This is a genomic window from Parapedobacter brassicae, from assembly GCF_051400755.1.
Taxonomy (GTDB): Bacteria; Bacteroidota; Bacteroidia; order Sphingobacteriales; family Sphingobacteriaceae; genus Parapedobacter.
The window spans coordinates 43,629-62,024 of the sequence record NZ_JBLFFL010000011.1; the positions used below are offsets into that span (position 1 = coordinate 43,629).

20 protein-coding genes are annotated in these 18,396 nt (G+C 56.1%); 14 read left to right on the forward strand and 6 right to left on the reverse strand.

Annotation, left to right across the window (positions count from 1 at the left end):
- Positions 1–20: 20 nt before the first annotated feature.
- The 4 genes from ACMGDE_RS18820 (at position 21) to ACMGDE_RS18835 (ending at position 3,180) form a co-directional block, all read left to right on the forward strand.
- Positions 21–1,187: an acetyltransferase domain-containing protein gene (locus ACMGDE_RS18820; protein ID WP_436834380.1), complete on the forward strand. Its 1,167-nt coding sequence runs from the start codon at positions 21–23 to the stop codon at positions 1,185–1,187.
- Positions 1,188–1,224: 37 nt separating this feature from the next.
- Entirely contained in the window at positions 1,225–2,205 is a 981-nt protein-coding gene (locus tag ACMGDE_RS18825) for an ankyrin repeat domain-containing protein (RefSeq protein ID WP_436834381.1), read from the forward strand.
- Between the two features lie 31 nt (positions 2,206–2,236).
- Complete coding sequence (locus ACMGDE_RS18830; RefSeq protein WP_436834382.1) at positions 2,237–2,608, forward strand: bleomycin resistance protein; 372 nt, start codon at positions 2,237–2,239, stop codon at positions 2,606–2,608.
- 182 nt (positions 2,609–2,790) lie between these two features.
- Entirely contained in the window at positions 2,791–3,180 is a 390-nt protein-coding gene (locus tag ACMGDE_RS18835) for a VOC family protein (RefSeq protein WP_436834383.1), read from the forward strand.
- Between the two features lie 97 nt (positions 3,181–3,277).
- On the opposite strand, the gene ACMGDE_RS18840 is transcribed toward ACMGDE_RS18835, so the two are convergent.
- The 5 genes from ACMGDE_RS18840 to ACMGDE_RS18860 all read right to left on the reverse strand — a co-directional run bounded on the left by ACMGDE_RS18840 (position 3,278) and on the right by ACMGDE_RS18860 (position 6,372).
- On the reverse strand, positions 3,278–3,547 hold the full coding sequence (locus ACMGDE_RS18840; RefSeq protein WP_436834384.1) for a hypothetical protein: 270 nt from the start codon (positions 3,545–3,547) through the stop codon (positions 3,278–3,280).
- A 70-nt stretch (positions 3,548–3,617) separates the two neighbouring features.
- Positions 3,618–4,373, reverse strand: a complete 756-nt coding sequence (locus tag ACMGDE_RS18845) for a type 1 glutamine amidotransferase domain-containing protein (protein ID WP_436834385.1) — start codon at positions 4,371–4,373, stop codon at positions 3,618–3,620.
- 284 nt (positions 4,374–4,657) lie between these two features.
- Entirely contained in the window at positions 4,658–5,122 is a 465-nt protein-coding gene (locus ACMGDE_RS18850) for a VOC family protein (protein ID WP_436834386.1), read from the reverse strand.
- A 40-nt stretch (positions 5,123–5,162) separates the two neighbouring features.
- Complete coding sequence (locus ACMGDE_RS18855) at positions 5,163–5,906, reverse strand: ankyrin repeat domain-containing protein (RefSeq protein WP_436834387.1); 744 nt, start codon at positions 5,904–5,906, stop codon at positions 5,163–5,165.
- A 334-nt stretch (positions 5,907–6,240) separates the two neighbouring features.
- Positions 6,241–6,372: a hypothetical protein gene (locus ACMGDE_RS18860; RefSeq protein WP_436834388.1), complete on the reverse strand. Its 132-nt coding sequence runs from the start codon at positions 6,370–6,372 to the stop codon at positions 6,241–6,243.
- A gap of 289 nt (positions 6,373–6,661) precedes the next feature.
- Between ACMGDE_RS18860 and ACMGDE_RS18865 the strand changes: the two genes are divergently transcribed.
- The 3 genes from ACMGDE_RS18865 to ACMGDE_RS18875 all read left to right on the forward strand — a co-directional run bounded on the left by ACMGDE_RS18865 (position 6,662) and on the right by ACMGDE_RS18875 (position 7,916).
- Complete coding sequence (locus ACMGDE_RS18865; RefSeq protein ID WP_436834389.1) at positions 6,662–6,898, forward strand: hypothetical protein; 237 nt, start codon at positions 6,662–6,664, stop codon at positions 6,896–6,898.
- 101 nt (positions 6,899–6,999) lie between these two features.
- The gene (locus ACMGDE_RS18870; RefSeq protein ID WP_436834390.1) at positions 7,000–7,167 is read left to right on the forward strand and encodes a hypothetical protein; all 168 of its coding nucleotides are present in this window, start codon (positions 7,000–7,002) and stop codon (positions 7,165–7,167) included.
- Between the two features lie 131 nt (positions 7,168–7,298).
- A complete protein-coding gene (locus ACMGDE_RS18875) occupies positions 7,299–7,916 on the forward strand; it encodes an RNA polymerase sigma factor (RefSeq protein ID WP_436834391.1) in 618 nt (205 codons plus the stop codon).
- Between the two features lie 19 nt (positions 7,917–7,935).
- On the opposite strand, the gene ACMGDE_RS18880 is transcribed toward ACMGDE_RS18875, so the two are convergent.
- Positions 7,936–8,409 carry a hypothetical protein gene (locus tag ACMGDE_RS18880; RefSeq protein ID WP_436834392.1) on the reverse strand — a complete coding sequence of 158 codons (474 nt, stop codon included), beginning with the start codon at positions 8,407–8,409 and terminating at the stop codon, positions 7,936–7,938.
- Here ACMGDE_RS18880 and ACMGDE_RS18885 point away from each other — a divergent pair.
- From ACMGDE_RS18885 to ACMGDE_RS18915, 7 genes are all read left to right on the forward strand, one after another.
- Positions 8,362–8,934 carry a FecR family protein gene (locus tag ACMGDE_RS18885; RefSeq protein WP_436834393.1) on the forward strand — a complete coding sequence of 191 codons (573 nt, stop codon included), beginning with the start codon at positions 8,362–8,364 and terminating at the stop codon, positions 8,932–8,934. The genes ACMGDE_RS18880 and ACMGDE_RS18885 overlap by 48 nt on opposite strands.
- Positions 8,935–9,153: 219 nt before the next feature.
- Positions 9,154–12,360, forward strand: a complete 3,207-nt coding sequence (locus ACMGDE_RS18890; RefSeq protein WP_436834394.1) for a TonB-dependent receptor — start codon at positions 9,154–9,156, stop codon at positions 12,358–12,360.
- 12 nt (positions 12,361–12,372) lie between these two features.
- The gene (locus tag ACMGDE_RS18895) at positions 12,373–13,179 is read left to right on the forward strand and encodes a hypothetical protein (RefSeq protein ID WP_436834395.1); all 807 of its coding nucleotides are present in this window, start codon (positions 12,373–12,375) and stop codon (positions 13,177–13,179) included.
- Between the two features lie 10 nt (positions 13,180–13,189).
- Positions 13,190–13,522 (forward strand): hypothetical protein, encoded by a 333-nt coding sequence (locus ACMGDE_RS18900; RefSeq protein WP_436834396.1) that lies wholly within the window; start codon positions 13,190–13,192, stop codon positions 13,520–13,522.
- 225 nt (positions 13,523–13,747) lie between these two features.
- Positions 13,748–16,024: an SLBB domain-containing protein gene (locus ACMGDE_RS18905; RefSeq protein ID WP_436834397.1), complete on the forward strand. Its 2,277-nt coding sequence runs from the start codon at positions 13,748–13,750 to the stop codon at positions 16,022–16,024.
- Positions 16,024–17,124 carry a hypothetical protein gene (locus ACMGDE_RS18910; protein WP_436834398.1) on the forward strand — a complete coding sequence of 367 codons (1,101 nt, stop codon included), beginning with the start codon at positions 16,024–16,026 and terminating at the stop codon, positions 17,122–17,124. The genes ACMGDE_RS18905 and ACMGDE_RS18910 overlap by 1 nt, the downstream gene beginning before the upstream one ends.
- On the forward strand, positions 17,125–18,387 hold the full coding sequence (locus ACMGDE_RS18915) for an oligosaccharide flippase family protein (RefSeq protein ID WP_436834399.1): 1,263 nt from the start codon (positions 17,125–17,127) through the stop codon (positions 18,385–18,387).
- Positions 18,388–18,396 lie beyond the last annotated feature (9 nt).

Below are 18,396 nucleotides of genomic sequence, written 5' to 3' on the forward strand. Positions count from 1 at the left end.
ACCTTAATCATCACAATACTATGAGCACTGATACGTTCCCGAAAATTTCGTTGACATCCACCCGTAGGATACAATCCGTTGACCTTCTCCGCGGATTGGTTATTGTACTGATGGCCATTGACCATGTGCGTGTCTATTCAGCCGTTCCGGCTGGCGGGCCCGAAGCCGGTGTATTCTTCACGCGATGGATCACCCATTTCTGCGCGCCTGCTTTTGCTTTTTTTGCTGGCACCAGCGCGTTTCTTTATGGGGTTAAAATCGGTGGCAAATCAAAGCTTGCCAGTTACCTTGTTATACGAGGACTGATGCTGGTGGTGCTCGAAGTTACACTCATCCGTTTCCTGTGGGCATTTCATATTAACTATGCTGAATTTTTCTTGGCCGGTATTATCTGGATGCTGGGCTGGTGTATGGTGTTGCTGGCAGCGCTCATCTGGTTTAGTCCACGGGTAGTGGGTGTGGTTGGCTTGATGATCATTTTAATTCAATCCGTCTTCAGTAACGTGCCTTACCTCCTGCCGACAGGCAGTCAGTCTGCGTTCGCAAAGTTCTGGGAGTTTATCTATCCTTCCGGTTTTGAATCATACGAGGGTGTAGCCGTACTTTACTCGATCATTCCATGGATTGGCGTGATGGCTGCCGGCTATGGTTTTGGAACGATTTGCACGATGAGCGAAGAGAAGATGCGCAAAGCATGTCTTGCAATCGGATTGACAGCCATCCTGCTTTTTATCGTGATCGGCAGTATCGTCATTGCGCAGCAGCCTTCCGAAGGTGTTCCTTTTATCTTCCGGCTACTCAATCAGTCCAAGTATCCAGCCTCCCCGTTGTTCCTGGCCATGACACTCGGGCCAATTATTGCATTGGTGCCCTGGGCAGAAAAAGCAACCGGTTGGTTTGCCGATGCAATGAAAACATTCGGGCGCGTGCCTTTCTTTTATTACCTGCTCCACATCTTAGTGATTCACCTCAGCGCCCTGCTGGTTCAATGGATTAAGATCGGATACACGCCGCACGAATGGTATAAAACAGCGCCTTATACCTATGTTGAGGAATCTTTTCGCTGGAGCTTGCCCCTCCTCTACCTCGTGTTTGCCGCTGATATTGTTGTGCTCTACTTCCTTTGCCGGTGGTATGGCCGCTACAAGTCTGGTCATCCCGAAAAGAAATGGCTTCGATACATCTGATGCTTTTAAGATGGGAGATAAATAAAATGCAATGATCATGATACAACCCAATGAGCTGAAACTGGAATTGCCGATGAGTCTTTCCAATGGGGGCATCTCCACCACTACCGGGGTATGGGACATGCTCATCGCAAGCAAAGCGGGAGACATCAACAAAATAAAAGAACTGGTTGACCAATGTCAGGAATTGATTTACGCACAATACAATTATACCCCACCTATCCATTTTGCTGTCCGGGAAGGGCATACCGTTTTAGTCAGGTATTTGTTGGACAATGGAGCGCATGACCCGAGCTATAAAACATATCCCTTTTTGGACACGCTGCAAACAGTTGCACAAGACAGGGGCTACGATGAAATTTCGACTTTATTGAACGAGTATGCCACCGACAGCTCCCGGCATAAGTTCAAAGGGGATAATGGGAAAATTCATTTCAGCAGAACCGGATTGCAAAAAGAGTTTGAAAAAGCAGTTTATGATGAGGATTTAGGAAAAACCGAAAAAATACTAAAAAACCACCCTGAGTCCGCAAAAGACGAAACCTGTTTCTGGGGCGAAGGGATTTTGCTTTTTGCGGCCAAGGGAAACAACCGTACAATGATTGATCTTTTGATGCGCTTTGGGGCCAAAGTTCCGTCGATTCTCAAGTGGACCCAATTTTACTATTTCGAACGGTTAGACGGTGCCACTTATATGATGGAGAAAGGAATGAACCCGAATACGATGAGTTGGCATCATGTGACCATTCTTCATGACATGGCGCAGAAGGGCGATATACCCAAAGCAGAGCTACTGATAAAATACGGGGCTAATTTAAACCCTGTTGACGAAGAATACCAATCCACCCCGTTAGGGATGGCAGCAAGATGGGGACAGGCAGAAATGGTGAATTACCTACTTAAACAGGGCGCAGACCCCAACATGGCGGGAACACCGTGGGCCACACCTTTGGCGTGGGCAAATAAAAAGGGATATGTTGAAATTGAGGAGCTTCTGGTAAATGCCGGGGCAATTTGATTGATAGGAAGCATTATAACACGATAAAAATATGAAACCGAAAATCACAGACTGCAGGTATGTTTTGGCCGTAAACGATTTAAAGAGATCCGCCGGGTTTTACATTGACAAATTGGGCTTCCACACGTTATGGGAAGAAAGCGGATGGCATTTTTTAATTCGAGACAGCATTAATATGATGCTTGGTGAATGTCCTGACGACCAACCCGCTTATGAAATTGGCTGCCATTCATACGTGGCTTATTTAGAAGTGTCGAATATTGACGCGTTGTATGAAGAATTTCAGTTAAAGCAAGTCGAGGTGCTTAGTGAAATCGAAAACAAACCCTGGGGACAACGGGAGTTTTCAATCCGGACCATTGATGGACACCGGATTACGCTTGGAGAAGAAATATCGTCCTAACCCTTCGAGAACGCTGTGGAATCACAACCACGGCACACAATGAAACCTGCATGAGCTGCCGTTCAAAAAAGAGCATGAATAAATCCAGCTCGTGCAAGCTTCATCACCATTAAAAACGTAGCGTAGCGATCTCATTGATGCCGCGAAAGAACAGATTATAAGTCAATAAACAATTTATACTGATGAAAAATCTCACTTACATCATGCCCTGTTTTATTATTGCAGACTTGAAAATTTCGGTTTCATTCTATGTTGATAAACTTGGGTTTGAAATCCGATATATGGGTCCGGACGAAAACCCTTACTGGGCTATTGTTGGTCGCGACCATATTTCGATTATGCTTAAGGCAGTTGCTCCTGATATAAAACCCATTCCTAATCGTACGCGACACGAATGGGCACCCTTGGATGCTTATATTTCCGCTGCTGAACCAGACACGTTGTTTGAGGAATATCGTTCAAATGGTGTGACATTTAGCAAGCCTGTTCATGACAATGGCGATAATTTAAGAGGTTTTGAAATAGAAGATGCCGATGGATATGTGCTGTTTTTCGGGAGGCCCAAGTCATGACATTCATTATACCTGTTATATCATTGGAAGTAACCCAAGAATGGATAATATGGAACGGGAAAACGTAACCCAAAAGCCTGCCAAATGACACCAAAACCTACACCCGGTACCGCAGGCAAAGCACCCGCCAGATTTCCGGTGCCAGATTGTCATCCGCCCCCTCCGGCAATTCCGCAAAATGCCAACGCCCGCCTTTGCGTTCCAGCACCTGCACCCGGCCATCCAACAGGATTTCCAGGCGCTGGCAATCCGCGGTGATTTTCCGGGGTTCGGCCAATCGGACGGAATAGTCCCGCTTTTTATACGTTACCCGCAAGGGCAGACTTTGTGCAGCGTATGACGGTGACGAAAAGGGAGAGGATTCCATAATGGACACAAAGGCAACAATCAGGCCAATGCGGAAAGAAGGGAGCTATACCTGTCGCACAAACACCCCCCTACCCAAACAGCAGTTCCCCTTCAGCTTCCTTGGCCAGCACCTGAGCAGCGGTCGCAGCCGACTGCGGGTTTTGCCCGGTGACCAGCAAACCATCCACTTCCACGTGCGGGGTGAACGGGATAATGCCCTTGCGGCAGTCCGCACCCAGCGTTTTCAGGCGGGTCTTCAGTTCATAGGGGATATGATGGTGCCTTTTCAATAACGCCTCTTCCGTATTGCTGAACGCAGTAATCCGCCTGCCCTGCAAAAAGCCATCCCGGATGCCGTTGGCGGCGATCAGTGCCGCCGTGCCGTGGCCAACCAGCGCCACCGGTTTGCCCGCATCCTGGAAATCCAGCACAAGCTGTCCGGCGCGTCTGTCTTCAACAAAGTCCCACATCGATCCATGGCCATCCGTAAAATAGGCAGCATCGAAATCCCCGGCATGCACTTCGTCCAGCTTCCAGGTATTCCCGAAGGCCAGCTGCGCATCCACATCCGCTAGAAAACGTCCGTTCAGCGGGGTATCCTGCTCCTGTCGTTCGCTCATCGGATCAACCGGCGGCTTCCCGCCCTTCGGGCTGGCCAATGTGACTTCAAATCCCTCGTCAACAAAGGCATAATAGGCTTCCGTAAACCCCGCCAGCCAAACACCGGTTTTGCCGTCCGTGTTTTCCATATCCGGGTGCGAGGTAAGGATCATCAGCATCTTTTTCATATCCAGCAAACCATCAAAAAAGGTGCAATGTTTGGCCCAGACACGAAACGTTATCATAATTTAACAATTGGACTACCGACAACAACCACAACCGTTATTTCATCAACCAGATACTGCCAAAATTTCAGTTTCCATGTCGCCGACGATCGGTTACTGCCCCGAAGACCTATGGCTGATCAAACGCTGCACATACTGCTTCCGGGCCTCCCCTTCCCCATCCTGCAAATAATCCAGGAATGGTAGGATCCCCTACAATTCATCCAGGTCCATGCTATCCGATCCGCTGACAGGTACGATGAGTATGGGTGTTATTGCGAAAGGGATAATCCGGGAGGGGCTTTTCAACGGTTGGCTATTTTAGACCAGCGATTTTCCCTTTCGGACGCTGTGGTTTCTTCTATCCGGCTCGAAATCGTCCATACGTGCCCTTCGGGATCCAAGATTCTTCCGGTTCTATCACCCCAGAACCGGTCCTCCGCAGGACGCAATATTTTCGCGCCGGCAGCCACCGCTTTCTCGATGGCCGAATCTGCATCTTCCACATAGGCATAAATGATCACCGGGGAGCTTCCATCCGCTTGCGGTGGACGGCTTGACAGCGTTGGCCATTCACATTCAATCAAAACCATCGCCCCGTTGATCGCCAATGCGGCATGGGCGGCTTTGCCATCCGGTCCCGGTCTGCGCAGCACTTCCAACGCATTGAAAGTGGTTTTACAAAAATCTATTTCAGCGGAAACATCCCGGCATACCAACATAGGCAGCACTGCTGAAACTCCGTCGGGTATACTTTTTTCTTTGGCCATAATCTGAATAATTTACACGAATTCGTTCATACGCCTTTTCTTATTTTTTCAGGTAAGCACATGGCACATTTTTGGGGATATATTCCATTCCATAGGCATGTCCCAGCAACGTTGTGACGACTTTCGAAATGGTTACTTCATCCCGGTGCATTTGGGGAAGCAGGCCCATCATGGCATAGCTGATCGGGTTGACGGCAGGGATCAGTGTCTCCCATCCGTATCCCTTGCCCCATATGATTCCGGGAATGGTTACCTTCAAATCCACCCCTTTGGAAAGCAGGTAATTCAGCACATCCATGCTTTGATTGTGATTTTGATTAACGGTATGAAAAACGGGTGTTTGGCCACCGAATCCGTCCTCGTCGGTTCCTGCGCGCGCATTGACATCGGCACCGTGGCCTATAAGAACCTCAGCGCAGGACACGTGGTTGAATTCGGCACAGATATGCAATAGGGTCGCCTCATACAGGGGTGTATAGGCGCATCGAAGCGTGTACCGGTTGGAAGTGGTTTCCGGGTGATTGCCGATATAACCGTCAAGCAGGGCCGCATCGTCAAGCAAGACGGCCAACAGGGCTTCGTCTTCAAATTCCAACCCATGATCCACAAATGCCCTCACGCAATCCTTGAACCTTGGTGAACGGGTGTATTCGCTTGTCAATTCATAGATGAGCGGGACACCATTGAAATGGTCGTTCGGATTAACGCCCTGTGCGAAGCATCTGCGGATGCCCTCCACGGCGTGGAGCTCGATTTCTCCGATAATGCTGGTTAGAAGATCCATAATTTCATCCAAGTTAGCGATATTTAGTCGGAGTTTACTGTCTTTTTTGAAGATGCTATAACAGGTTCTGCCACACATAAGTCCAGGGAATGACCAAAAGGTCGGTCACGACGCCAATGGCATCTGCCTCTGCAAGACCTTTTGAAGCCGCGCCGTCCAACTGGTTTGCAGACCAAGTTGGTATAGGCCATCAGGCATTGATCAATGAGCGAGGGAGTGGATAGTTTTGAATTACCGTCTGATTAACAGAAGGTTCAAACTAAGCCAACATACGGATAACACCTTCGAGGCATCAAAAGTAAATTTTTGACTCATGCTGACCCTCGATTACCGATCACTCCTCACGCGGCGGCTCCACCCGATTGGATAATGCCACCTTGATCGCCTGCCAGCTCATCGTAAACAGGGCAACCGCCATTGCTGCCAGACCTGTCACGGCAAAATTCTCCAGCCAGCTGTTCATCATCCACCACGCGATGGGGGAGGCGATGAGTATGGCGAAAGAAATGCGATTCGGTAACGATCAAGTAAATCAATAGCGTAACCAAAGCCTTCGTGGAGAAAAAACTGACCACTGTGACCTATTGATATATAGTTTGAGGTTTTTCATGCCTGGCGAAGCACTGTCCGGAACTGTACACCTAATGTCCCGAAATGGACGCCCTACCAGACAGGGATCTTCCCTTTTTCTCCAATGTCGTACGTTTTCCGCGGTTGGCCGGTTTGTTGCAGCCGCAACGGGATAATGTAAAACCATGGAAGAGCAGGTCTGGCATCTGGTTGAAAAGGCACTCGACGGCGCGGCTTCCGCGGCAGACATCGCCACTTTGCGCAAGCTGCTTGCCAGTGACGGGATGCTGCGCCCGCAGGTCATGGAAGTTCTTGCAAGCTACCAAGATCCCGACCCGCAGATCCCGGCTGGGGATAAACGCCGGTTGCTCGCTCAACTGGTGGCCGGCAACCCATTTTGCTGGACTGCAAAGATTTGGTAAAGACCAGCGCTAGCGGATAATATAATATAAGTAGTAACACAGGCATCGATGCATGTTTCCTATGGTCATAGGCGTATGTGCTTGCCGGCATCTGTAAATCCGTGAAACGTTCCGGGCCTCCCAGCGACGGGGTTTCCTTCCGGGCCAGTGCATGCCCCGGGCTGGGCATCGGAATCATCCGCCTACCGGCAACGCGGCTGGACGATTCCGTCGACGGCGCGCAGCGGAGGGAGATCCGGGAGCATGTCCTTGGGTGTTTAAGGGATTGAACAGGCCAGCAGTTGGGTGAATTGGTGTGAGGAACCATGGCTGCTCGACCCACCCAACGCTTAATACTAATTTAAAACGGAAATCCATACCTTTGCCGGATATCGTTAAACTAAATCGTTCGCATTAGGGCATGACAGACCGCTCGGACCAGCAATTGATACAGGATATACGCAATTCGGATACATTCGCGTTCGAGGAACTGCACAGGCGCTACTGGCAGGTGCTCCATGCGCTTGCCTACCAACGGATTGGCGATTCCGAAGAAACCAAGGACCTGCTTCAGGAGCTGTTTCTCGAAGTCTGGGAAATCAGGGCTTCGCTGAATTTCGGCAATGCCCCGGAGCGCTGGCTGCGCAACCGGCTTTGGTTCAAGATCGGCCGTTATTTCCGTGAGAAGGGGGCCACCGAAAAGCACCGCCGGCATTTCCTGGCCTTTCTGGCCGACCAGTCCGACCAGGCCGCTGCCCCCAGCGAATCCGAGTTGCGGGATGAAGAGCGTTACTACCAGGAGATCTTCGACGCCCTTGACCGCACCATCCAGGCCATGCCCGGCCGTATGCGGGAGGTTTTTCTCATGAGTCGGTCCGAGAACCTGTCTGTCAAGGAAATCGCCGAGCGGCTGGACATCTCCCCCCAAACTGTCAAAACGCAGCTTGAACGCGCCATGCAGCGCCTGCGCAAGGCGGCCGAACCGTTCCATCCCACGGCCCTCGAGCTGCTGTACGTGCTATGGTTGCTGAATGGTTAAAGATTAATTAACATAAACTTCATCTGAAACCTGTGGGCCATCCGGCACTTCGCTGGCTATAACGTATAGTATGCAGCCCATGGAAGATCCCATCAAAAATCTGTTCCGCCGTATCCATGCAGGGACGGCCACCTTCGAGGAGAAAAAGGCGGCAGCCCGCTGGCTGGCGCGGTTGGACCTCCGGCCTCAGGCGCTTCCCGCTGGGGAGGTGGAGCGCCAGCGCCGTGAAATGCACAGCGCGTTCCTGGTACGCCACACGCACGCATCCCGCACATTCCCCCGCTGGGGGTGGGTATCGGCCATTGCCGCGGTGGTCCTGCTGGCGATCAGCCTGCTGTGGTTCTCGCGTTCCCCCGAGCGGATGGGGGAGCCTCCTGGCTACAGTGAGGTCGCTACTACGCGCGGCCAGCAGAAGCGGGTCAGGCTGCCCGACGGTTCGGTAATCATGCTGAACCACGCCAGCCGGATCAGGGTGCCGGATAGATACGGCCATCCGCGTCGCGAGGTATTATTGGAGGGTGAGGCGTTTTTCGATGTGGTTCGGAACGAGGCCAAGCCGTTCACGGTGCACGCCGGCGGGCTGGAGGTCAATGTACTTGGTACGTCCTTCAATGTATCCGGCTATGGCGACGATCCGACAGCCGAGGTGGCGGTGGTTTCAGGCAAAGTGAGAGTAAGGGCGGGATCTGCCGGAACGGATTGGACGCTGACCGATGGGGAGCAGTTGGTTTACGACAAAGCAACCGACCGCATCGAAAAGCGCTCCCTGGGTGCGGAAGGCCGCTCCGCCTGGCGGTTGGGGCAACTCCGGTTCAAGGAAGAGCGGCTGGAGGACATCTGCCGCGTGCTGGAACGCCGGTATGGTGTGGAAATACGGATCCGGGAAGCGGCCATCGGCGATATCCGGCTTTCGCTGGAACCCCGGGGCGAACGCATTGCGCGGGTGATGGAAATGCTGGCCATGGCCGGCGGCTTCCGCTACGAGATCCGGCAGGACACCATTACGGTCCACCGCTAAGCCAGTGTTATTCTGATTGATAAGAACGATAAGCAAGAAAGGAGAACCATGTAACATATAGACAAAACGCCTAATTAAAGCCAACGAAAAGGAACGGGGGTCTGCTACACCCCCGTCCGGATCAGCCTTCACAATTCCATTAGTAATAGAGTATGAAATATTCATGAAGAACTTATGTGCAAGTTTAATAAAAGATATATAAACAAACGATTAAGATTTATGTCAAGGCTTACGTTCCTGGTCGCCGTCATAACGATGAGTTTCGCGGGAATTTCATTGGCATCCGATGCAAAATCCCAGGGCATTGAATCGGTGAAGGTCACCATTGACCGGGACGACGCGGTGTTAAAGGACATATTGACGGAACTGACCGAGGCTTCGGGATTCACCTTTGTGTACAAAGAGGAGATCGGCGATAAGGAGGGTGTCACCGTCCGGGCTGCCAACCGGTCCCTACGCGAAGTGCTGGAGCGCATCGGCAGGGAAAACGGTCTCGAGTTCATTCCGTCCGGCTACCTGGTCGCTGTCAGGTTGGCCCCCGAACCCCAACCGCCGGGCTGGGTTTCCGGCAGGGTGATGGACAACCGGGGACAGCCCATGCCGGGCGCTTCCGTGCGGATTGCCGAAACGGGCAGGGGCGTGCAGTCCGAGGCCGACGGCAGTTTCAGCGTTCCCCTCCCGATGGGGACGTATACTGTCGAGGCCTCGTTTCTCGGGTATCAGCCCAGGCGCATCACCGATGTGACGGTGAAGGCCGGACAGACCACCCCGCTGGACATCGTGCTCACGGCGGCCACCGAGGAGCTGGCCGCCGTGACGGTAACCGCCGATTACCGGCGGGCGTCCATCGAGGGATTATACGCCCGACAGAAGAACGCTTCAGCGGTGACCGATGGCATCAGTGCCGATCAGATCGCCGTGACGCCGGACAATAATGCCGCGCAGGTGCTCAAAAGGGTGAACGGCCTGACAATACAGGAAGATAAGTTCGTCACCGTCCGCGGGCTGAGCGACCGGTATAACAACGTGATGCTCAACGGGGCGGGCATGACCAGCACCGAACCCAATCGTCGCAATTTCGCGTTTGACATCATTCCCAGCGGCCTAATCGACAACATCGTGGTGAACAAGACCGCCACACCCGACATGCCTTCGGAGTTTGCCGGGGGGCTGGTGCAGATCAATACACGTGATGTACCGGACCGTGATCACCTGAGCCTGACCGTGGGGTCGGGGGTGAACAACCGGAGTTGGGGCGGGACATTACTCAGTACCCCAAGGGGCGATCGGGACTACCTGGGCTACGACGATGGCAACCGGCAATGGTGGCGCAACACCTGGGACCGCTTCGAATATGCGGGCGCCATGGCAGCCGGTGATGCGGAGCATATGGCAGAGATGAACAGGCGCATCCCGAACAACTGGGGATTGCATGAATATACTTACAGACCAGCGCAGAACTATCAGCTGCTGGGTGGCAAGCGCATCGGTCTCCGCCAGGCCGGTACGATCGGCATCACGCTGGGGGCGACCTATCGGCACGATGAGCGCATAGACACGGAGATGCGCCGTACGTATGCCGATGAAAACTACGATTTCAACGGCAATGCGTTCCATTTCCGGTCCATCCTGGGCGGCACGCTCAATGTGGCTTGGCAGCAGGGGTCCAACAAGATCGTGTTGCGGAACGTGTATACGCACGTGTTCGACAACGAATCGAACAGCTTTGCCGGCCCGCTCACTGGATATGGCTCGGGTGATGCCGCCGGTTATATCAGCGTGACGCTGATCAATGATATCTGGCAGCGCCGCCTGGAGGGCGAGCACCGGCTCGGCAGCCGTGGTATCCGCATCGACTGGAGCGGTGACTGGGTCAGCACGGTGCGCGACCAGCCGGATACCCGCAGCTCCCTGGGCTTCCGTCAGCCGAACGATCCGGAGGGGTATGCCCAGTATGTGGTGTTCGACAACACGGGCTTCCTGGGCAACGGACTGTCAATCTTCAACTCCCGCTTGGAGGAGACCAAATTTAACTGGGCCGGTAATGCCACCTACCCCTTCATGGTCGCCGGCCGGCAGCAGCAGTTCAAGGTGGGGTACGCAGGCAGCCGGCGCCAGGCCGATTTCGGCAGCATCGGGCTGCTGGCCGTTGCGGGCGGCAACCAGGTGGCGTTCGACGAGGCGGCCTTCGGCCTCGCGGATTACGAGCTGCTGACATCCGACTTCATTTACCCGGGCGGCATCTATTACACCCCTTCGGGTGCCGCGCTGACCAGCGCCGCAGGTGACGACTATACGGGCACGCAGTACCTGCATGCGGGTTACCTGATGCTTGATGCCCTGCTCTCCCGCAACCTCCGGCTCACCGGCGGGATGCGCCTGGAGAACAACCGGCAGGATATCAGCAACGTCACCTATCAGCGCGCCACCGGACTTGCCGTGGATTCGGTGGTCCACTACGACCGGACGGACTGGCTGCCTTCAGTCAACCTGATCTATAGCCTCACGCGCGGGAGCAACTTCCGCTTGGCCTATTCAAAAACCCTCTCCCGGGCGGATTTCCGCGAACGGAGCCCGTTCATGTATTACGATTTCCGCGACCGGACGGTATTGAAAGGGGCCACGAGTGTTAAGGATGCGTCCATCAATAACTTCGATGTCCGCTACGAGCTGTACCCTGCACCCGGGGAGGTGTTCTCGGTATCGGTGTTCTACAAGCGGTTCGAGTCGCCCGTGGAGCTGGTGGCCAGCCAGAGTTCCTCGGGTCTGATCTATTATTACTTCAACCTCAGCAGCTCGATCAGCCGGGGGGTGGAGATGGATTTCCGCAAGTCGCTGGGGTTCATCCACCCGGCCTCCGGGTGGCTGTCCGACCTGTACATCAGCGGCAATGCGTCCCTGATGGCCTCTGATGTCCGGTACAACACCTCGGCTCTGCTGGATGCAGCGGGCGGGGTCAGCAATCCGGACAGCGATGCCCTGCCGCCGGATTCACGCAACCGGCCACTGCAGGGGCTGTCGCCCTATACGGTCAATGCCGGCATCGGGTATTTCGGCCGGGTATTCGGCATCAACGCCAATTATAACCGGTACGGCCGGCGCATCGTCGTAGGTGGTCTGTACCCCTTCCAGGACCAGTATGAGACTCCCCGGGACGTGATCGACCTCCAGGTGAGCGGCAAGCTGATGAAACAGCGGATGGAGATCCGCTTCAACATTGCCGACCTGTTGCAGCAGCCCTACCGGGTCTATGACAATGTGTCGACCAACGATGCGGGGAACATCTTGGTTGACAACGAAACAAGGAAGCTGGAGAATCCTAATGACGATCCCAAGGGCAAGCATTATAATCCCGACCTGGATTTCCTCCGCTACGAGGCGTTCCGGGGGATGAACTTTTCACTGAATATTACTTACCGTTTTTAACAACAAGTTGCCATGCATAACCTGATTCAATTTATTCGTTCCCGATACCTGCTGCTGGCAGCAGCTGCCTCACTTCTTTCTGCGGTCTCCTGCGATAAGGAGGGCATCCTCCGGGAAAACCAGTCCGTAGCCAAGATGTCCCTTATGATGGGGCTCCACGGCGAGCCCGGTCTGGTTGTGGATGTGCTCGTGGACGGCCACTTGGTGCAGGATAGCGTCGGGCCCACCGCCACGGTGACCGCTGTGGTTGCCAAGCGGGACACCTTGCAGCGCCTGGTGATCCGCCAATCCGGTACCGACCGTACGTTTGTCGACACGCTGCTGGATATTCCACAGCCCTATGCGAGCTTTTTTGTCCTGCAGTTGCAACCTGACCGCGCCCCCACGGTAATCGCCGGCGTAGCTGATGCGGGTGTTTCTCCCGATAGCTGCCGGATCGCCTTGTACACCGACGACCCGTATATTCGCGAAGGTGTTGATGTGCATGTGTATTTGTTTAACCGGCCAACTTATGAGATTTCCGAGGAGCCGGTAGCCATTTTCCACGACCTCCGCCAGCAGACCTTTACGGATTATCATACCCTGCTCCGCTTCACGGATAGCGGTCTGCAACTGGAATATCTGTTTGAACTTCGTGATCCCCAAACGGGTGAATTGGTGGAGGGCTTCGGCAACAACAGCGTGACCGCCTACAATCCCTATGACGCCCCCGGAATGCAACCGCCCGATGATTTCCGCACCTACATTATTCGGCTTCGGACCGATTCGGTGCGCGGGCAGACCTGGCTGAATGGACGGAGTACCCTGGTGTATTATTGAATTGGCAGACGTGAACGCAATCGACAAAAGGAAGCACCGGGTCCTGGTGGAGGCGCTGGACCGTCTGCACCAGCTGCTGGTGAACGAAGCGGGGGATACCGGCTGCATCATCCCCGTGCTGGCGGCGAGCAGCGGCAAGGATAAGATTGAAGTACTGTACGGGCGGTATGCAGCGCTGCTGGACGAGCTGGAGAGAGCGATCACGGAGTACGAGCAAGTGTACCGTCATCTGCGGGTGAGTGTGATCGGCACAGGCCTGCGCGGCCTGCGCAGAGTGGTGCCACCCGGGTCGGACACCCAACACCTTCTGCGCGCCGCCATAGACACCGCCAAGGCGGTTTAGTGCACAATTGGATCACATATGTTTGGAAAATCGATAGTACTGGGCCTGTTAGTATTTTTAGCGTTGACTGCCCAGGCGCAGGAGCGAACGGGAGCCGTGGCGGACCCGCGGACCGGGGTAGCCGCGGACGGGTTGTCCGATGCTGGGGTCCGACAACTGGTCACCGAGATGGCGCGCCGCGGGATTTCTCCCGATCGCGTCGAGGCATACGCCACCGCAAATGGGATGCCCCCGTCCGAGGCGGCCGGGCTGCTCCGGCGCATCCGGGAGCTGGGGCTCGACCGTCAGCTGCGCGCAGCCACGGTGCGGGATACCGCGGGCGGACCCTATCCGTTGGCCCAAGGCGACCGATCCGACAGTGCCGCGTACTGGCAGCGGCAATGGATGGAACTGAAAAGCCGCGGGGCGTACGAGCGGGCGCTGCGCCGCAGCCGGATCTTCGGTGCCGAACTTTTCGGCGACCGAAACCTGACTTTCGAGCCCGATCTGCGCATGCTGCCCCCGGCAGACTACCGGATCGGGCCTGACGATGAGTTGCTTATCGATGTTTATGGCTATGCCGAAGCACAGCACCGGCTGACGGTCTCGCCGGAGGGGCATGTGCGAATCCCGTATCTGGGTCCCGTACAGGTCAGCGGCCTTACACTGGACGAAGCGCGTGTACGCGTGTCCGAGCGGCTTGCCGCCATACATCCGAGCATCAGGAGTAGCGATTCCCAGGTCCAGGTATCGATGGGGCGGATGCGCAGCATCCGCGTGATGCTGATCGGTGATGTCGTATCCCCCGGTTCCTACACGCTGCCCGGCGTGGCAACGGTAGCCAACGCGCTCTACGCATCCGGTGGTCCCGGCGAACAGGGGTCTTTCCGCGACATCCAGGTCGTGCGCGGCGGGAAGACCATCGCCACCTTCGATTTGTATGACTTCCTGGTCCGGGGCAGCCTGGCTGGCAATGTTATCCTGCGCGATCAGGACATCATCAAGGTCAACTCCTGCCAATACCGTGTGGAGCTCCTTGGCGAGGTCCGGCGGCCGGCCATCTTCGAGGCCAGGCCAGGCGAAACGCTCCAGCAGCTACTGGAATATGCAGGCGGCTTGACAGAGAAGGCCTATCGCAGGGTCATCCGGGCCGATCGGGCGGGTGACGAACGTCGGGAGCTGGTCAATGTCGGAGCCGATGAGGTCGGCCGGTTCTTGGTACGGGCGGGTGACCGGTTTTTCATTGATTCCATCCTCGATGACTATGCCAATCGGGTTTCCATCGCCGGGGCCGTGTCCCATCCCGGTCACTATGCGCTGGAGACGGGCATGACCGTGGCCAGTCTGATTGATAGGGCCGCGGGGTTGACCGAAGGCGCGTTCCTTTCCCGCGGCACGATCCGCCGTCTCCAGGCCGACCGAACACCGGCCGTCATCGATTTCAATGTTGCCGATGCCCTCAGCGGGCGCCATGATCTCGCTCTCCAACGGGAGGACAGTGTGGTGGTATATGCCGTGGATGCCCTGCATGAGCCCTATGGGGTGGAGATCAGAGGGGAGGTCAACCGGCCCGGCCGGTATGGATATGCGGACAGCATGCAGGTCGAGGACCTGGTTCTCATGGCGGGCGGTTTGCGGGACGCAGCCTCATTGCAGCGCGTGGAGATCGCACGGCGCGTCCGCAGCGGCGATACGGTGGATGCCCGCAGGGCCGTGATCCACCGATTCGACCTCAGCGGTGGAGCTCCGTTGCCGGACTCGGCGCAGTTCGTGCTGCAGCCGTTCGACGAGGTGACCGTACGCCGGGCACCCGGCTATACCGATCAGGCATACGTGGAGATAGGTGGCGAGGTTCGGTATCCGGGCCGCTATGCCATCAACACTGACGAAGAGCGGATATCGGATATCCTGCGCCGGGCGGGCGGCCTCCGACCGGAGGCCTATTCCGAGGGGGCCGTGCTGATGCGCCGGACCTTTGTCAACGAGTCCGACAGCGCCTTGCTGACCAACCGGTTGGAGCTGTTCTACAACCAGCTGCGGGACAGTGCCGATGCCGGGCACCTGGTGAGGGCCATGCGGCGCAAGGAGCAGCTGCTGGACGTCGACCTGCTGTCGATCATCCGCCGCCCCGGCTCGGACGATGATCTGCTGCTGGAAGAGGGGGATTTGCTGCGGGTGCCCAAGCGGCTGCAGACCGTCCAGGTCTTCGGCGAGATTTATTTCCCCAAGAAGATACGGTTTGCCCGGGATATGGGGTTCCGGGATTACATCGACGGGGCGGGTGGATTCACCGGCGAGGCGCTGCGGAGGCGGAGCTACATCGTGTATGCCAACGGAGAGGTCAGGAACACCAAGAAATTCCTGTTCTTTAATAGTTATCCCGAAGTGAAGCCAGGGGCTGAGATATACGTGCCTACACGGAGCAGTCCCCGGCGGCTGAACGGCCAGCAGGCCATCGGGCTCGCCAGTGGACTGGCATCGCTGGCATTGATCATTACGACATTGTTGAACACCCTTAACTGATGACGATGAACACAGCGCCGATCAACAGGCAGCCCCGGAACGGGGAACGGTCCTTCACCAACATGCTACTGGCCCTGCTGGCCTGTTTCAGGTACCTGTTGTGCAGGTGGCCTGTCTTGGGTGTTTGCAGCCTGTTGGGGGCGTCCGCCGGAATGGCGGGAGCCCTGCTGGAGGGGGAGGAGTACGTGGCCGAGCTCACTTTCGTGCTGGAGGAAGGCCGCTCCAGCGCCTTGGGTGCATATGCGGGGGTGGCCAGCCAGCTGGGGTTGATTTCGGACGGTGGCGCGTCCAACGGGGTCTTCGAGGGCGACAATGTGCTCAAATTCCTGACATCCCGGCTGATGGTAGAACGTGCCCTGCTCTCGGCGGTAACCCTGGACGGACGGGAACGCACGTTGGCGGATTGGTATATCGGCGCCAGCGGCCTGCGGGAGCGGTGGAGCGGCGACGGACGGCTGGAAGGCGTGGGGTTCCCCGCTGGGATAGACCGCTCGGCGTTTACCCGATTGCAGGACAGCGTCCTGCAGGTGCTGCACTACCGTCTCGTGGCGCGCAACCTGGAGATCACCCGGCCGGACCGCAAGCTCAATTTCATCTCGGTGAAATGCCGGTCTTCGGACGAACGGTTTGCCAAAGCATTTACCGAGCGGCTGGTGGTGCAGGCGACGGATTTCTATATCGCAACGAAAACACGCCGCAACCGGGACAATACCGAACGGCTGCAGCACCAGGCCGATTCGCTGAAGCGCCTGCTGAAACAGAAGGCGCACGCGGCGGCCGCTACCCACGACCTGCTGATCAACCCAGCGCGCCGCGCGGCAAGCATCGGGTCGGAAGAGGTGCAGCTGGACAGGCTGATCCTGCAGACGACCTATGCGGAGGTGGTGAAGAACTTGGAAATGAGTAGGATGGCCACGGCTCAGGAAATGCCGGTCATCCAGGTGGTGGACACGCCATTATTACCCCTCCGCACTGAGAAATTAGGGGTACTGAAGGCGGCGCTGGTCGGGGGTGCCCTGGCGGGCTCCCTGGCGGGTGCTATCCTGCTGGCGGGTTATGGTTATCGGCGCTTGCTGGGGAATAATCAAACAATCGCATAGATGAAACAAATCGGACATATCGGGGAAGGCCGGGGCCGGAAACTGTTTCGGAACTTCAGCTACCTGAGCCTGTTGCAGGGCTTCAACATGATCGCTCCGCTGGTCACTTACCCGCACCTGATCCGCGTGCTGGACCGGGAAACCTTCGGATTGGTAATCCTCGTCGCAGCTGCGGTCGCCTATGTTTCCATTTTTGTCAATTTCGGGTTCCAGGTGTCGGCGACCCGTCAGGTTGCCCGGCACCGGGACAACCCCGCCAGACTGAGCGAAGTGGTGGCTTCGGTGCTGACGGCCAAGGCGCTGCTTTTTGCCGCAGCCGTGCCGGTGTTTGCCGGTTTGGTCGCCCTGATTCCGCAGTTTTCGGGGCATGCGCTGCTGTGTTTCCTGAGTTTGGGTGCCTGCCTCAACGACGTGCTGCTGCCTGCTTGGTTTTTCCAGGGGATGGAAAACATAAAGTACGTGACGCTGACCAGTGTCGCGGGCAGGGTGGTCGCCGTCTGCTGCACCTTTGTGCTGGTCCGCACGGGCGGCGACTACCTTCTGGTGCCCGTCATCCAGTTTGTGGGTGGTTTCGTCGGGGCGGCCTTCGGCCTCTACCTGCTCCGGGTACGGTATGGGATCCCCTTGGTGCGGCAACCGCTCCGGCGGGTGTTCGGCCACCTGCACAACAGCCTGCCGGTTGTTGCCACGAACTTCACGGCGGTGGTCAAGGACAGGGCCGGCATCCTGTTCATCGGCGGCCTGTTCGGCACGGGCAGTGTGGTCTACTACGACCTGGCCGGGAAGATTGTGTATGCTGTGCTGGGAGTTTTCTTTAACCTGTCGGCGGTCATATTTCCTGAGGTGTCGCGGTCGGGGGATACTGTCTTCTTCCGGAAGGTCATCCGGATGGTGGCCATGGGCGGCCTGTTGGTTTACCTGGCGTTGTTTGCGTTTGCCAAGTGGATCCTCTGGGGGTTCGGCGGAACGGAGGTGATGCCCGCGGTGCCTGTCTTGCGGGTGCTGGGCGTCCTGGTCGTGCTGGCACCGGTCAGCTCGCTGGTGGGCATGCCCCTGCTGGCAAACGGGCAGTACGGAAATTTTTACTGGACGGCGCTCCGCACGACAGGATATTACCTGCTAATGATGGCGTTGCTCTATACGTGCGGGATAGCGGATATGATCAGCGTGGCTACCGTATCGATAATCACGATCGTACTGGAGATCGGTGAACGCTACCGGTTCTGCGCGAGGGCGGGCTACCGGCATTGGGTGTTCGGTTAAGTTATTTTT

Coding starts and splice junctions, on each gene's coding strand:
- ACMGDE_RS18820 (WP_436834380.1), top strand. CDS start 21: ATGAGCACTGATACGTTCCCGAAAATTTCGTTGACATCCACCCGTAGG.
- ACMGDE_RS18825 (WP_436834381.1), top strand. CDS start 1,225: ATGATACAACCCAATGAGCTGAAACTGGAATTGCCGATGAGTCTTTCC.
- ACMGDE_RS18830 (WP_436834382.1), top strand. CDS start 2,237: ATGAAACCGAAAATCACAGACTGCAGGTATGTTTTGGCCGTAAACGAT.
- ACMGDE_RS18835 (WP_436834383.1), top strand. CDS start 2,791: ATGAAAAATCTCACTTACATCATGCCCTGTTTTATTATTGCAGACTTG.
- ACMGDE_RS18840 (WP_436834384.1), bottom strand. CDS start 3,547: ATGGAATCCTCTCCCTTTTCGTCACCGTCATACGCTGCACAAAGTCTG.
- ACMGDE_RS18845 (WP_436834385.1), bottom strand. CDS start 4,373: ATGATAACGTTTCGTGTCTGGGCCAAACATTGCACCTTTTTTGATGGT.
- ACMGDE_RS18850 (WP_436834386.1), bottom strand. CDS start 5,122: ATGGCCAAAGAAAAAAGTATACCCGACGGAGTTTCAGCAGTGCTGCCT.
- ACMGDE_RS18855 (WP_436834387.1), bottom strand. CDS start 5,906: ATGGATCTTCTAACCAGCATTATCGGAGAAATCGAGCTCCACGCCGTG.
- ACMGDE_RS18860 (WP_436834388.1), bottom strand. CDS start 6,372: ATGATGAACAGCTGGCTGGAGAATTTTGCCGTGACAGGTCTGGCAGCA.
- ACMGDE_RS18865 (WP_436834389.1), top strand. CDS start 6,662: ATGGAAGAGCAGGTCTGGCATCTGGTTGAAAAGGCACTCGACGGCGCG.
- ACMGDE_RS18875 (WP_436834391.1), top strand. CDS start 7,299: ATGACAGACCGCTCGGACCAGCAATTGATACAGGATATACGCAATTCG.
- ACMGDE_RS18885 (WP_436834393.1), top strand. CDS start 8,362: ATGCTGAACCACGCCAGCCGGATCAGGGTGCCGGATAGATACGGCCAT.
- ACMGDE_RS18880 (WP_436834392.1), bottom strand. CDS start 8,409: ATGGCCGTATCTATCCGGCACCCTGATCCGGCTGGCGTGGTTCAGCAT.
- ACMGDE_RS18890 (WP_436834394.1), top strand. CDS start 9,154: ATGTCAAGGCTTACGTTCCTGGTCGCCGTCATAACGATGAGTTTCGCG.
- ACMGDE_RS18895 (WP_436834395.1), top strand. CDS start 12,373: ATGCATAACCTGATTCAATTTATTCGTTCCCGATACCTGCTGCTGGCA.
- ACMGDE_RS18905 (WP_436834397.1), top strand. CDS start 13,748: ATGCCCCCGTCCGAGGCGGCCGGGCTGCTCCGGCGCATCCGGGAGCTG.
- ACMGDE_RS18910 (WP_436834398.1), top strand. CDS start 16,024: ATGACGATGAACACAGCGCCGATCAACAGGCAGCCCCGGAACGGGGAA.
- ACMGDE_RS18915 (WP_436834399.1), top strand. CDS start 17,125: ATGAAACAAATCGGACATATCGGGGAAGGCCGGGGCCGGAAACTGTTT.